The 13,250-nt window shown below is 50.3% G+C and carries 12 protein-coding genes; 3 read left to right on the forward strand and 9 right to left on the reverse strand.

Going from position 1 to position 13,250, the window contains the following annotated elements; translation table 11 throughout:
• The first annotated feature begins 90 nt into the window (after positions 1 to 90).
• On the forward strand, positions 91 to 342 hold the full coding sequence (locus LPA26_RS07105) for a DUF2798 domain-containing protein (RefSeq protein WP_229007819.1): 252 nt from the start codon (positions 91 to 93) through the stop codon (positions 340 to 342).
• 63 nt (positions 343 to 405) lie between these two features.
• On the opposite strand, the gene LPA26_RS07110 is transcribed toward LPA26_RS07105, so the two are convergent.
• The gene (locus tag LPA26_RS07110; RefSeq protein ID WP_229007820.1) at positions 406 to 1,059 is read right to left on the reverse strand and encodes a nucleoside-diphosphate sugar epimerase; all 654 of its coding nucleotides are present in this window, start codon (positions 1,057 to 1,059) and stop codon (positions 406 to 408) included.
• 143 nt (positions 1,060 to 1,202) lie between these two features.
• Between LPA26_RS07110 and LPA26_RS07115 the strand changes: the two genes are divergently transcribed.
• Positions 1,203 to 2,336, forward strand: a complete 1,134-nt coding sequence (locus tag LPA26_RS07115; protein WP_255659053.1) for an MFS transporter — start codon at positions 1,203 to 1,205, stop codon at positions 2,334 to 2,336.
• 304 nt (positions 2,337 to 2,640) lie between these two features.
• Positions 2,641 to 3,738: a porin gene (locus tag LPA26_RS07120; RefSeq protein ID WP_229007822.1), complete on the forward strand. Its 1,098-nt coding sequence runs from the start codon at positions 2,641 to 2,643 to the stop codon at positions 3,736 to 3,738.
• A 1,288-nt stretch (positions 3,739 to 5,026) separates the two neighbouring features.
• Here LPA26_RS07120 and LPA26_RS07125 read toward each other — a convergent pair.
• From LPA26_RS07125 to msuE, 8 genes are all read right to left on the reverse strand, one after another.
• A complete protein-coding gene (locus tag LPA26_RS07125; protein WP_055826558.1) occupies positions 5,027 to 5,800 on the reverse strand; it encodes an ABC transporter ATP-binding protein in 774 nt (257 codons plus the stop codon).
• A 277-nt stretch (positions 5,801 to 6,077) separates the two neighbouring features.
• Positions 6,078 to 7,424: an ABC transporter substrate-binding protein gene (locus LPA26_RS07130; RefSeq protein WP_229007823.1), complete on the reverse strand. Its 1,347-nt coding sequence runs from the start codon at positions 7,422 to 7,424 to the stop codon at positions 6,078 to 6,080.
• A 128-nt stretch (positions 7,425 to 7,552) separates the two neighbouring features.
• The gene (locus LPA26_RS07135; RefSeq protein ID WP_229007824.1) at positions 7,553 to 8,620 is read right to left on the reverse strand and encodes a branched-chain amino acid ABC transporter permease; all 1,068 of its coding nucleotides are present in this window, start codon (positions 8,618 to 8,620) and stop codon (positions 7,553 to 7,555) included.
• An 11-nt stretch (positions 8,621 to 8,631) separates the two neighbouring features.
• The gene (locus LPA26_RS07140; RefSeq protein WP_055826566.1) at positions 8,632 to 9,513 is read right to left on the reverse strand and encodes a branched-chain amino acid ABC transporter permease; all 882 of its coding nucleotides are present in this window, start codon (positions 9,511 to 9,513) and stop codon (positions 8,632 to 8,634) included.
• A gap of 33 nt (positions 9,514 to 9,546) precedes the next feature.
• Positions 9,547 to 10,323 carry an ABC transporter ATP-binding protein gene (locus LPA26_RS07145; RefSeq protein WP_229007825.1) on the reverse strand — a complete coding sequence of 259 codons (777 nt, stop codon included), beginning with the start codon at positions 10,321 to 10,323 and terminating at the stop codon, positions 9,547 to 9,549.
• Between the two features lie 13 nt (positions 10,324 to 10,336).
• Positions 10,337 to 11,500 carry an AMP-binding protein gene (locus tag LPA26_RS07150; RefSeq protein ID WP_229007826.1) on the reverse strand — a complete coding sequence of 388 codons (1,164 nt, stop codon included), beginning with the start codon at positions 11,498 to 11,500 and terminating at the stop codon, positions 10,337 to 10,339.
• 24 nt (positions 11,501 to 11,524) lie between these two features.
• Complete coding sequence (gene sfnG / locus LPA26_RS07155; RefSeq protein WP_229007827.1) at positions 11,525 to 12,613, reverse strand: dimethylsulfone monooxygenase SfnG; 1,089 nt, start codon at positions 12,611 to 12,613, stop codon at positions 11,525 to 11,527.
• Between the two features lie 59 nt (positions 12,614 to 12,672).
• A complete protein-coding gene (msuE, locus tag LPA26_RS07160) occupies positions 12,673 to 13,245 on the reverse strand; it encodes an FMN reductase (protein ID WP_229007828.1) in 573 nt (190 codons plus the stop codon).
• Between the last annotated feature and the right edge of the window lie 5 nt (positions 13,246 to 13,250).

The raw sequence follows: 13,250 nt of genomic DNA on the forward strand, positions 1-13,250 counted from the left end.
ATAGTTTATCTTTAAGATGAATAAATAATCAATCTTCTACCGGACCAATAAAAATACGAATAAAGTGTCGCTTCGAATATGGAGGAGAAAATGAAACAAGTAAGCAATACATACAGAATTCCAAAAAGGTTTACCCCTTATGTGTTTGCTTTCTTTATGGCAGGCATCATGGCTTTTTTAATGTCCATGGTGATTGTGGCGGCGAATAGTGGCATCCATAGCGGATATATTTGGCGTGTATTGCACGCCTACACGCTGGCAATGCCGGTGGCATTTTTTTGCGTGCTGATTGTCAGGCCGGTCGTGATGCACCTGGTATCAGTCGTGGTACACACTGATTAACAAGACTTCAACCGGCTATCTTTTGCGTTTCTGCAAAGATAGCCAACTGCACATCCACGCTGGTCATGTATTAAAACCTTGAATCTCACCCGATAGCAACACGCGTTTTCCTTGATAGCTGGGGACTTCAGAAACCAACGCCAGGGCAATTTTTTTTGCCTCAACCGCTTTGTAATTCATGGGCAGTAACGGATTCAAAAGCGTGCTGAGCCAGGTGCCTATTTTCTCGCCAACCCGTCTGGGCTGGTTCAGCTTTTCCCTGTCACCGATGATCAATGACGGCCGGGCGATAATGAGTGTTTCTAACGCCAGGCTGGATAATGCATCTTCCAATTCGCCTTTCACCCGATTATAAAAAATGGAAGCGTTGGCGTTGGCGCCCATGGCACTGACTAAGCCCAGACGCTTTGCACCTGCCGAAAATCCTGCATGCGCGACTGCCAGATTTGCCTCAAAATCCACCGCCCGGAATGCCTCCTGGCTGCCCGCCTGTTTGATCGTAGTGCCTAACGCGAGATAGATTTCATCCAGAGGAGGCAAAGCAGGAATGAACTTAAAATCCACTACATGGATAGTTAACTTCGGGTGTGAGATATTTAAAGGACGCCGGCCTAATACATGCACCTCTGCCACGGAACTATCCTGCAATAAATACGCCAATAGTGAGGAACCTACCAACCCTGATGCGCCAGCCAGAACAACTCGACGATTTGCCATTTGTGATACCTCCCTGGAGTAAATCTGTTTTACTGAAATCATTCAGACACCAATGATCTATATGATAAGTGACCGCAAAGGCGAGTGTAGGCCAAAAACATATCAACTCAAAAGAAGTACCTATAATTTTATACAGGAAATCAATGCCAGCTTTAAATAGTAACGCCGCGAGATTAGCCACCAGGCTCGCTTTTTTTGTGGGCGGATTTGGTCTTTCATGCTGGGCACCTTTGATTCCCTTTATGCGGGAGAAGCTGCATCTGGATCCCGGCGTGTTAGGTACATTATTGTTATGCCTGGGCCTAGGCTCCGTTTCTGCCATGGTGATGACCGGCGCCATCAGTGCGCGTTTTGGTAGCCGCTCCATCATTATCCTGAGTGGCTTCTCACTTGCCATGACCGTCATGCTACTCCCGGTTGCTGAAAGCACCCTGCAACTCGCCATTACCTTATTGTTTTTTGGCGCATCGCTAGGCTCACTGGATGTATCCATGAACCTGCATGCAGTCGAGGTAGAAAAAGCTTCCGAGTGTTCATTGATGTCGGGTTTTCATGCCATGTTCAGTGTGGGCGGCTTTGCTGGTTCGGCCATCATGACCTTGATGCTGAGTTTGCATATGACCACGTTCAGCAGTGCCTTGGGCTCTGCTATTTTATTAGCAGTATTAATGCTGGCAACCTGGCCTCGGCTATCGCAAACGCCTAAAGGTGAGCATGGACAACTTTTTTCCCTGCCCAGAGGTATTGTGCTGATCCTGGCTTTGTTGACCGGCATTGCCTTCCTGGTCGAAGGCGCCATGCTGGACTGGAGCGCCTTGCTGATTACCGATGCCGGTTTAGTACCCACCGCACAAGGCGGCCTGCCCTATATTATGTTCTCCATTGCCATGCTAAGCGGGCGTTTTATGGGAGATGGACTGAGTAACCGTTTAGGGGATCGCAGGGTTTTATTATGGGGAGGTATCGTCGCCGTGCTGGGGATGTTTATCGCCGTGCATGCAAGCTCAGCGCTCGCCATGTTGACAGGATTTCTCCTGATTGGCGCAGGTGCTTCCAATACGGCACCTATCTTATTCAGGCTGGCAGGTGCGCAAACCCAGATGCCGACCGGCCTGGCGGTGGCGGCTATTTCCACTGTTGGCTATTCCGGCGTCTTGCTCGGCCCCGCCTTGATCGGGTTTGTCGCGCAACAAATCGGCCTGCCCAATGCATTTATCATGCTGGCATTGCTGCTTGGTTTAGTGCCGGTTTTCTCATTCATGATTACCAAAAAATAAGCCGGAAAAATAATTCGTGTTGCTGCTTCGCTGACCATTTTATGCTTGTAAAGCAGCAACTTAGAAATGCCTGATTTACCTTATTTGACCGCCACATCATGGCCTGCTGACTCAACGGCATAGCACCAGCAACCGTGCCGATTACCCAGCATACCCCATTCATCAAAAAACACATTAAACCATTGTTTTAATTAAGTTTTTATAATGGCACACTTTCTGCAATAAGCAGATTGGTATCACTTCGTTTTGCGCCTGAAAACGCTCGAAAGTCTTATTCCAATCTTTCAAACAGCAGAGAGTTAAAATGACAACAAAATTAAAAATTCATCGTAAACAGTTAGCGGTTCTCACCGGGATGATCCTCAGCAGCCAGGCCTATGCAGATCCGACTATCCAACGGGATGAAAACCTTTTCCTTAATGTCGGCCTCGCTTCACGCGTGAGCTTCAGTTCGATCAGCGATGCCGCACCGAATGGCAGAAGCCGCTCAAAAGACTTTGAAGTGGAAGAGGCGCGTTTGTACACCAATGGTAAATTGCATAAAAACGTGACCTATGAATTCAACTTCGCGCGTAATGTCGCTGATGACAAAATCGAATTGCTGGATGGTCACCTGGGCCTGGAAGTCAACAACTACGTGAATATCTGGGCAGGCCGCTTCTTACCGGCCGCCAGCCGTGCATCCGCCTCGGCACCAATGTATTCCACCACCTTCGACTTCCCGATTGCGGAACAGGGTTCTTATGAGTTTGCCGGTCGTGACAATGGCGCGGTATTTTTTGGCTGGGACCAAAGCGCCGCATTTAAATACTATGTGTCTGCGACCAACGGACGCCAGGGCGGATCAAACCAGTCTGACAACTTGTCGTATGCCACCCGCTTGCAATACAACTTCTGGGATACCGAGCCGGGCTTTTACAACCTGGCCAGCTATGATGGTAAAAAGTCTATCCTTTCCATCGGCGGTTCCTACCGTTACCAGAAAGATGGCACCGGGACGATTTTTAACCAGGGCGATTCCAAATACTGGAACGTGGATGCGCGCCTGGAAAAACCATTGAGCAATGGCGCGGTGCTGGGCGCTGAAGCGTCTTACTACAATTATGATAACGACAATACCGGCGATACCGTGTTACCGGAAGCAAAAGGCTTTTTTGTGAATGGTAGTTACACCTTTGCGGATACGGTATGGATAGGTAAATTCCAGCCAAAAGTGATTTACCAGGAATTTAACAACGATACCACCGGCCTGGATCGCAAGCGCGTGGATGTAGGCGTGGGTTACCTGATTGATGGCGACAGCAACAAACGTATCGATGTGTTCTACTTCAGGGAGAATCGCAATAACCTGCCGGATATTGATGGCATTAAGGCCATTTTCCATGTGGCGCATTTTTTCTAACTCACCAGCATCAACATCTTAAAAAAACGGCTTTCTGAGCCGTTTTTTTATGGCGAACGCAAGTTTATTTACAACGAGATAAAGTCAACGCTATATTGCATGCTCATCATTCTAGCGTAGAGATTTCGCACAGCATGCTGTGCTGTCTGCAACAGCTGACTTCCGCGGAAGCCAGGCGCCCTGCAAAAATATCGTCATTCTGGCGGAGGCCAGAATCCAGGCAAGGTTGATGCTAACCTTTATTAAATCGAAGAGCAGGTTCTGCGCTTGCTGTATTTCCTAAATAGGTATTTCTTCAGAATATTCACTGTTCTTTTTCGCCTCTAGGCGAGTGTCTTTCCTTTGCTTGCCCAAAGCAAAGGCACCAAAGTAAAGGGCACCCTAGCCTCCGCTTTTTCCCTGTGTTGCTCATCAGCGCGGGCGGCCAACGAAACTCGCCCTGACAAGCCACACACTTCGCGGCTTGTTGCGGAACTCGAACAGACGCTGGACGACAACTCCCACGCTGACTGCGCTACTCGGCACGTCAGATAGGGGCCCGGGAAAACCACACGCCTTTGGTTACATTAGACAAGCCACAAATCATTCCCGCTCAACGATTGAAATAAAACAAAGCCAAAAGACAAAACAACATAATTGGTTTTTGAGTTTAGCCTTAGAAATTAAAAAGGTCACTTAGCGCGCTCTGTCCATTGCGTACCGCTAACGCTTCATCGTGGTGGTTTTAAATGGGCCCCTATCTGACGCGCCGAGTAGCGGAGCCAAAATAAGGAGGAAGGGAGCGACTGTTTGAGCTCCGCGGTGGCTTGCGCTCTGTGCAGGCCGCTAGGGCGAGTTTCGCGACCGCTTATTTTGATGAGCAACGCAGGAAACAAGCGGAAGCTAGGGTGCCCTTTACTTTGGTGCCTTTGCTTTGGGCAAGCAAAGGAAAGACACTCGCCTAGGGGCGAAATAAAACGGTGAATATTCTGAAGAAATATATATTTAGGATATATAGCAAGCGCAGGACTCGCTATTCGATTGACACTAAGTTAATCATCGCCTTGCCTGGATTCTGGCCTCCGCCAGAATGACGTCCTATTGCATGACGCGCTGGCTTTTGCGTAAGCCAACAGCTCCGCAGGCGCAGAGCATGCTCTGCGAAATCCCTGCTACACCCTTCGCCGGAATGACGACCTAGTTCAATTGTCAGATTGCGCTACTGAAATAAGCTCTGACTAAATGAAACCTCAGACCAGAGAAAGCCACCTCTCCAAAATGAAGTCTCTTAAAAATAAATCATCCCCAATCACTGCTTACCCAAATACGAGTCACTCAACGCCTGACTGCTTGCTATTGTCTGCGCATCGCCATGATGCGTGATATGCCCACTCTCCAGCACATAGGCATAATCAGCATATCTCAACGCCACCGTGGCATTCTGCTCAGCTAGCAGGAAACTCAAGCCTTGCGTCTGCTGCAACTGGTGCACAATCTCGAAAATTTCTTCCACGATCTGTGGCGCCAGCCCCATGGAAGGTTCATCCAGCAGGATCAGCTTGGGGTTTGCCATTAACGCACGCCCTATCGCCACCATCTGCTGCTCGCCACCAGACGTATAACCGGCGTGATTTTTACGTAATAACTTGAGCCGGGGGAAAAAGTTATACACTTTCTCCAGTTCCTGCGATAACACCTTGGCGGATGGGCGGCGTACAAATGCGCCGGTCAGCAGGTTTTCTTCTACCGTTAAATGGCCGAAACAATGTCGACCTTCCAGCACTTGCACCAGGCCTTGTGATACCAGCTGTGCAGGCGTGGCCTGGGTCACATCCAGGCCTTGGTAAAAAATCCGGCCCTGAACGATCTCGCCACGTTGCGCGGGAATCAGGCCAGAAATGGCTTTGAGTATGGTGCTTTTACCCGCCCCATTTGCGCCCAATAAGGCGACAATCGCTTGCGGCCCTACCTGTAGCGAAATATGTTTGATGGCAAAAATGACTTTTTCATAAATCACTTCAATATTATCCAGCTGCAAAATGGCATCGGCAGCCGGATTAAGTTTTTCACTGGTCTGGGACATATCTGTGCTCCTCAATTTGATCTCATGGATACTGTTGTGACATTGCCCAAGGCATCAAACTAAAGAAAACAAGGATTCAGTGGCTACGCGAACAAATTGCTGCGTTGCGCAAGCTTTTCTAATTACAGCATCGTAACCAAGCCGTACTTTTGTACTGTCTTGGTTCCTGCGTTCCGTGCGCCTTGCACTTTGTACCGCTCGCTCACTGACTCCATGTTTTCTTGAACATGCATACCGCCTCCGCGGTATGCATCTCCAATCAAGACAATGTTAAGAATTACTTGGCAGCGACAGTTTCCTTGCTGCAATCACGCGGGGTGATGCCTTTTTCCTTGGCATATTCATGGGAAGATTTTTCAATGATAGGACGCAGCAACTGGCGATTAGCCTGTACCCATTCTGAAATCACGTTCCACTTGCTGCCATCCCATTGCTGGAAGCGCACCGCACCGCCGCCTTCATGGTCAGCGCAACTTAATTTCAGCGGTTGCACCAGGCCCAGGGCGCCCAGTTCAGTCAGGCGTTTATCATCCAGCTTGATATTTTCAAAGCCCCAGCGCACTTCTTCCCCGGTCAACGGGCGTTTGCCGAATTTGGCCTGTGCCACACGCACTGCTTCAACGTTCAGAATGCCGTTCACCACACCCAGGTTGTAATACACATTACCGAATCGTTTCGGGTCTTGCAGGTTGCCTTTACCAGCTTTGATCACGTATTGATTGATACCTTGCAATACCGGGAAGCTGGTCCCAGAAGGATGCGTAGTAATCGAGATAAACCCTTTTGCGGCATTACCAGCTGGTGCTGCATCATCTTCAGAGTTACTCCAGATATTGCCGATGATATGGTTAGCCGGGAAACCGGTTTTTTGCGCTGTTTTCAACGCCACCGGATTCATCACGCCCCAACCGCGCAAGATCACCCAGTCAGGCTTGATGCGGCGGATAGTCAGCCATTGGGATTGTTGCTCATTGCCCGGATGCGGTACCTCCAGCAGGGTCAGCTCAAAGCCATATTTCTTTGCCAGCAGCTCCAGGATAGGGCTGGTTTCTTTGCCATATGGTGAACCGTGGTACAGCGTCACGATTTTCTTGCCTTTGAGTTTATCCAGGCCACCGGATTGGCTCGCAATATAGTTCACGATCGCAGACACTTCGCTGTAGGGGTTCAGCTGCAGCGGGAATGCATACGGGAACACGCTACCGTCAGTCGAATCGGTGCGGCCGTGGTTGATGGTGATCAGTGGCAATTTGTCAGCGGTGGAGCGTTCCAGCGTGGCATAAGCGATACCGACTGACAATGGATTGGTTGCTGCTGCTGGCGCACCGTTCAGGCCTTTTTTCAGGCGTTCGTAGCACTCGACGCCTTTTTCCACCACGTATTCGGTTTCGCACTCACTCCAGGTGAATTTCACGCCATTGACGCCGCCTTCTTTGGCATTGACGTATTGCAGGTAATCAATAAATCCACCAAAGAAGCCTGAACCACCCGCTGCATAAGGCCCGATCCGGTAGCTTTGTAACGGAAAATATTGTTCGTCCGCCGCTTGCACTGGTGCCGTGACGCTGGCGATGCCCAACCCTAATGCCAGCAGCAGCCAGCGATGTTTGCCTAAAAATTTCACTTTGAGACTCCTTGGTTTTAAAATAAATATTGAACTATAAAAACAGTTACTAATCGTTTTTGGTTATATAAGAAATTGTAATAAGCCTATTCAACACATGAAAAATCTCCCTTAATGCATTGGATAAACTAGAAACGTAGCGGCCAGACGCGCAGCCGTTGCTTGACGGTTTGCCAGACTTTGGCTAACCCGTTGGGCTCTTTGATCAGGAAAAATATGATCAATGCGCCGAAAATCATCTTCTGAAAATTCTCCAGCTGCCCGGGGTCAATCGCGCCGGCAAACAAGCCCGATGACAGGTTCGACAGTAATATCGGGAACAGCACAATAAAAGCCGCACCCAAAAAATTACCTAAAATGCTGCCCATGCCACCAATAATGATGATGAACAAAATCTGGAATGAGCGTGTCAAGTCAAAGCCGTGCGGCTCGACGGTACCCAGGTAAGTGAATGCCCAAAGTGCGCCAGCAATGCCCAGGTAGAATGAACTGATCGCAAAAGCCAGCAATTTGGTTTTGGGCACGGAGATGCCAATCACGGCCGCCGCAGTATCCATGTCCCGTACCGCCATCCACTTCCTGCCCAGCTCACCGCTGACAATCGTTTTGGCTAACAAGCCAAGCGCGACCACCACGGTTAAGGTCAGCAAGTAGCGTCCCACCGGCGAATTGAAATCAGAACCGAACACATGCAATGGCGGCGCTGTGATCACCCCGGAAGAAGAGTTATTGGAAAACCAGGTGAAATTGGTGAACACCCATTGCACAAAAAACTGGGCTGCAAGGGTAGAGACAATCAAATAAAAGCCTTTGATACGCAAACTGGGCAAACCGAAAACCAGGCCTACGCCACCGGCAGTGAGCCCGCCTAAAATCAGACTGATGATCAGGGGAAACCCTTCAATACGCAGATTGAAGTTATAGGTGGCAAACGCACCCACCGCCATAAACGCCGCTGAACCCAAAGATAATTGCCCGGCATAGCCTGTCAGTAAATTTAGCCCCAGCCCTGCCAGTGACAGCACCAGGAAAGGAATCAGGATCGCGCTAAACCAGTAATCATTGCCTATGGATGGCACCACCAGGAACGCAAAAGCCAGCAAAAGCGCAAATGCCAACCGCTCCTGCTTGAGCCGGAAAAATCGTTTATCAAAACGATATGTGGTTACAAACTGTCCAGATTCTTTATAAAGCATCTTGCATCCTGCTAAACGCGTTCAATCGCTTTGTCACCAAACAACCCGTATGGCCTGACCAGCAAAAACAGCATCGCCAGCACATACGGAAACCAGTTTTCGATGCCGCCACCGATCAGCGGGCCGATAAATACTTCCGCCAGTTTTTCAGAGGCGCCGACAATAAGCCCGCCGACAATCGCCCCTTCTATCGAAGTAAAGCCGCCAATAATCAGTACCGGCAATGCCTTCAGGACAATCAGAGATAAAGAGAATTGCACGCCGACCCGCGCACCCCAGAGGATGCCTGCGACCAGCCCGACAAAGCCGGCCACCGCCCATACAATCAGCCATAAACGCTGCAATTTGATCCCCACTGCCAGGGCAGCCAACTGATCGTCAGCCACCGCTCTCAGCGAGATACCAATGCGTGTTTTGTTAAACAAAAAGCCGAGCAAGGCGACTAAACCACCGGCAATGCCGGCAGCAAATAAATCAAACTGTGACAGCAGGATGCCGAATACCTCATAAGGCTCGTCATTGATACCGATGTCGAGCGCATGCACTTGTGCGCCCCATACAGCTTGCGCCAAGCCTTCAACGATATAGCTCAGGCCAAGCGTGGCCATAAACAGGGTGATAGGCGAACGATTCACCAGCTGCCGCAGCACCAGCACTTCTATCAACCAGGCCAGCACCGCCATGGTGATCAATGTAATTGCAAATGCACCCCAGAACGGAATACCGCGTTCAACCAGGCTGACGAAGGTCAATGCGGCAAACAGCACCATAGAGCCCTGCGCAAAATTAAACACGCCGGAGGCTTTGTAGATCAGCACAAAGCCAATGGCGACCAGCGAATACATCACCCCGGCCAGCAAACCGCCGGTAAACACTTCCAGAAAAAAATTCATTGTTTCGTCATCCTCTGCCAGCCTGGGCCAAATTTAGTGTTTAGTACCCAGGTAGGCGGCAAGCACTTCGGGGTTGACCCGCACTTCGTCCGGCGTGCCATCGCCAATTTTCTTGCCGTAATCCAGTACCACCACATGGTCGGAAAGTGACATCACGACGCCGATATCATGTTCGATCAACACGATGGTGGTGCCAAACTCCTGGCGGGTCTCTACGATAAAGCGGCTCATCTCTGCTTTCTCTTCGGCATTCATGCCGGCCATAGGCTCATCCAGCAATAGCAACTCGGGTTCTGCCGCCAGTGCACGCGCCAGTTCAACCCGTTTCTGCAAACCATAGGGTAAATTGCCGACGATGCTGTTTCGCCAGGGTTGCAGCTTGAGGAAAGCAATCACCTGCTCGGCCTTTTGCCGTTGCTGTTGGGCGTCAGCGGGTGCCCGCCCGACATTAAACACCTGCTCTATCCAGCTGCTTTTCACTTTGAGGTTAGTGCCGGTCAGCACGTTATCCAGCACTGACATGCCTTTGAACAAGGCAATATTCTGGAAAGTCCTCGCTACACCACGCCTGGCTGCCCATTGCGGATGCATGTTTTTCCTGGCATTACCCTTGTAAACAATTTGCCCTTCATCAGCCTGATAAACACCATTGATCACATTTAACAGTGAGCTTTTACCAGCGCCATTGGGGCCGATCAGGGCGCAGATTTCGCCTTTTTTGACTGAAAAACTGATGTTGGTGATGGCTTTCACCCCCTTAAAGGATAAGGAGATACCATCCAGGCGTAATAGCTGCGTTGCATCAGTCATATTGCTGCGCCTTTCATATTGCTGCTCTCAGATTTCTTAAACCGAAGTAATGTTCAGTGTGGCTGGGTGGGCGTGGAATCACTTGTAAAGGACTGGCCTGCCAGTCTGCTTCTTCCGGCCAGTCCCGTACCTGGATACCGATTGATTTAAAGAATTGCTCCGCTTCGGCTGATAAAGGCTCCCCAACCAATAGTGGCACGCGCGCATGCCGCAAACCCAGCACATCTTTTAAAGGCAGAATCACCAGCCAGTTTGCAATTGCCGCCAGCAGCGGCACGCGTTTCTGGTAGTGATGCAGCGCCCATTTAACTAATGTAAATTGCCAGCTGGCTGGAAGCGGCCAGCGTGATTGAACCAATGTATACAGCCTTTGATAGGTCGCTGCTGTGCCTGCGACCAGGGTCGGCCCCAGTTCGCGGCGATCAGTGTCCCGGGTGGACAGGTTCTCGGGGAAATTAAGCTTGAAACCGGCCAGCAACCAGGGTGAAAGCAGGTAGCGCGCATGGCCGCTGGCGGCAAAAGCACGCGCTGCCAGCGCTTCTTCTTTATCAGTCAGTAACTCATGAACCACCAGCTGACGGCCATTTTTCAACAACTCGGCGTGGCTGAGTTCACGGTATTCCAGTTGATAGGCATCGCCCAAACGGTAAAAACGGAAAGCAACACTTTCCGACGTCGCTACGGCGGCCAATGTGCCAGGCACAGCTTCACCCACCGAGATGATGTTCGTATAAGCATGAATGGCAGGATGGGTGTAAGCGGCCAGGCCGCGCGCATTCGCATAAATCAGCACTGAGACATCCGGCTTGGCGTCAAACACCTGGTCAACTTGCGCTTGCGCTTCAGCGAATACAAATTGTGGCCGCAAGGTATGCAACAGATCCAGCAACTGCGGTTGTGCATAGGCAGGGTCTAATGGTGCGGCGATACCTCCCAGCCAGTGTGCTGCCAGAGACAGCAACAAGGCTTCCGGCCTTGGCTCGCTGAGCAGGAACAGCGTATCGCCGCTGCCGAACCCTTGCTGCTTTAAAAATCGCGCTGCCAGCAGCACTTCGTTGTGTACTGCGTGCCAGGGTTGTTCATGCCAGATACCCAGTTTTTTATGGCGGATAGCGACCTGTGCAGGCCGCTTTTCAGCTTGCACAGCGAGCCAGTCGGGTAATGTATCAGCGGCCATCGTCTTTAGCTCTGTTAGTGTTGATCAGGCGGCCTTCGCCAGTTTCTTCGCTTCCAGATCACGCACCAGCGGCAATACTTTTTCACCAAAGTAAGCCACCTCTTCCTGAAAGTGCAGGAAGCCGGACAGGATCAGGTCAACGCCAACGGCTTTCAATTCAACAATACGTTCAGCAATCTGTTGCGGCGTACCGATCAGGTTGGTTTTAAAACCATCGTTGTATTGCACCAGATCTTCAAACGTCGATTTTGCCCAGTTGCCTTCTTTTTCCGGGCTGGCAGCACCAGCATTTTTCACTTCATGACCAAAGGCATTCACGGCCTCCGGGTTAGCCTTATCGATAATTTCTTTCAGCACAGCTCTGGCCTCTTCTTCAGTGTCGCGCGCAATCACGAAAGCATTCACGCCGACTTTGACGCTGTGATTATTGGCAGCAGCCTTGGCGCGGATATCATCCACCTGTGCCTTAATGCCTTCCACGGTATTGCCATTGGTGAAATACCAGTCAGACACGCTGGCGGCATTGTCACGCGCAGCACGCGAACTGCCACCCTGGAATATTTCCGGATGCGGCTGCTGCAATGGTTTTGGTTTTAATGTGTAGTTGCTAAAGCGGTAGAAGTCACCGCGGTAGGTAAAATTATCCTGGGTCCATATGCCTTTTAAGGCTTCGATAAATTCTTTTGAACGGCGATAGCGCTCATCATGGTCCAGCCAATGTTCACCAATCGCAGTAAACTCGCCGCGGAACCAGCCCGAAACGATATTGACTGCGACACGGCCTTCGGTGAGTAAATCAATTGTTGCCAGCTGCTTGGCAGCCAATACCGGATTCCAGGGACCTGGCAGAATCGCTGCAATCACTTTCAGTTTGGTGGTCGCCGCCAGCAAAGCATGTGAAAACGAGACTGACTCGTGCTGGAACTCAGCACCATAACCGGCAGTAAAGCGAATCTGGCTCAAGGCATATTCAAAACCCGCCTTTTCGGCAATTTGTGCCAGTTTACGGTTGTAATCGATATCCCAGCTGGTGCGCTGTTCGATATTACTGACCACCAGGCCACCACTAACGTTTGGTACCCAATATGCAAATTTAATGTTTTCTGTACTCATCACCCAATCTCCAAATCTGTTTTTCTCTAATACTGGTTTTCTCTAAATACTGGCCTGCGTCAAACCGCTTGCAGGCTGGCAGCCTTCACAAGTTCACGATGTGTTAATAGTGGCAATGCCCGCTCTATCGCCAGCTCAATCCGCGCTTTCACGGTTTCGCTTTTCACTTTGTAGTTTTCAAAGTCGCCCTCGGTGGCGTATACGCCAATAGGCAAGGTCAATGCCTGGAAAAAGCTGAATAGCGGCCTGAGCTCATGGTCGATAATCAGGGCATGGCGCTCACTGCCGCCGGTCGCTGCCAGCAATACCGGCACATCAATCAATGCTTCGTAATTGACCAGATCAAACAGGTGTTTGAACAAACCAGTGTAAGACGCGCGGTAAACCGGCGTCGCCACAATCAGCAGATCAGCGGTTTCAATCGCTTCAATATCTTTCTGCACTTTCGCAGGCAGCTGTTTAGGGTCAAATGAAGACACCAGGCTGCTGCCGATTTCGCTCAACTCAATAGAATGCAGTTCAATCGGGATATGCTGGCCCAGCTGCTGGGTCAAGGCTTCTACCAGGGCGGCAGTGCGTGAAGGTAATTTATAGCTGCCTGATACAGCAGTAACTTTTAATGGACGACTCATGTGTG

It is taken from the genome of Methylophilus sp. Leaf408, assembly GCF_916856905.1.
In the GTDB taxonomy this organism is placed as follows: domain Bacteria; phylum Pseudomonadota; class Gammaproteobacteria; order Burkholderiales; family Methylophilaceae; genus Methylophilus.

Excerpts from the sequence above, each read along its gene's own strand:
- LPA26_RS07145 (WP_229007825.1), bottom strand. The coding sequence starts at position 10,323 with ATGACTGATGCAACGCAGCTATTACGCCTGGATGGTATCTCCTTATCC.
- LPA26_RS07120 (WP_229007822.1), top strand. The coding sequence starts at position 2,641 with ATGACAACAAAATTAAAAATTCATCGTAAACAGTTAGCGGTTCTCACC.
- LPA26_RS07125 (WP_055826558.1), bottom strand. The coding sequence starts at position 5,800 with ATGTCCCAGACCAGTGAAAAACTTAATCCGGCTGCCGATGCCATTTTG.
- LPA26_RS07150 (WP_229007826.1), bottom strand. The coding sequence starts at position 11,500 with ATGGCCGCTGATACATTACCCGACTGGCTCGCTGTGCAAGCTGAAAAG.
- LPA26_RS07105 (WP_229007819.1), top strand. The coding sequence starts at position 91 with ATGAAACAAGTAAGCAATACATACAGAATTCCAAAAAGGTTTACCCCT.
- sfnG (WP_229007827.1), bottom strand. The coding sequence starts at position 12,613 with ATGAGTACAGAAAACATTAAATTTGCATATTGGGTACCAAACGTTAGT.
- msuE (WP_229007828.1), bottom strand. The coding sequence starts at position 13,245 with ATGAGTCGTCCATTAAAAGTTACTGCTGTATCAGGCAGCTATAAATTA.
- LPA26_RS07135 (WP_229007824.1), bottom strand. The coding sequence starts at position 8,620 with ATGCTTTATAAAGAATCTGGACAGTTTGTAACCACATATCGTTTTGAT.
- LPA26_RS07115 (WP_255659053.1), top strand. The coding sequence starts at position 1,203 with ATGCCAGCTTTAAATAGTAACGCCGCGAGATTAGCCACCAGGCTCGCT.
- LPA26_RS07140 (WP_055826566.1), bottom strand. The coding sequence starts at position 9,513 with ATGAATTTTTTTCTGGAAGTGTTTACCGGCGGTTTGCTGGCCGGGGTG.
- LPA26_RS07110 (WP_229007820.1), bottom strand. The coding sequence starts at position 1,059 with ATGGCAAATCGTCGAGTTGTTCTGGCTGGCGCATCAGGGTTGGTAGGT.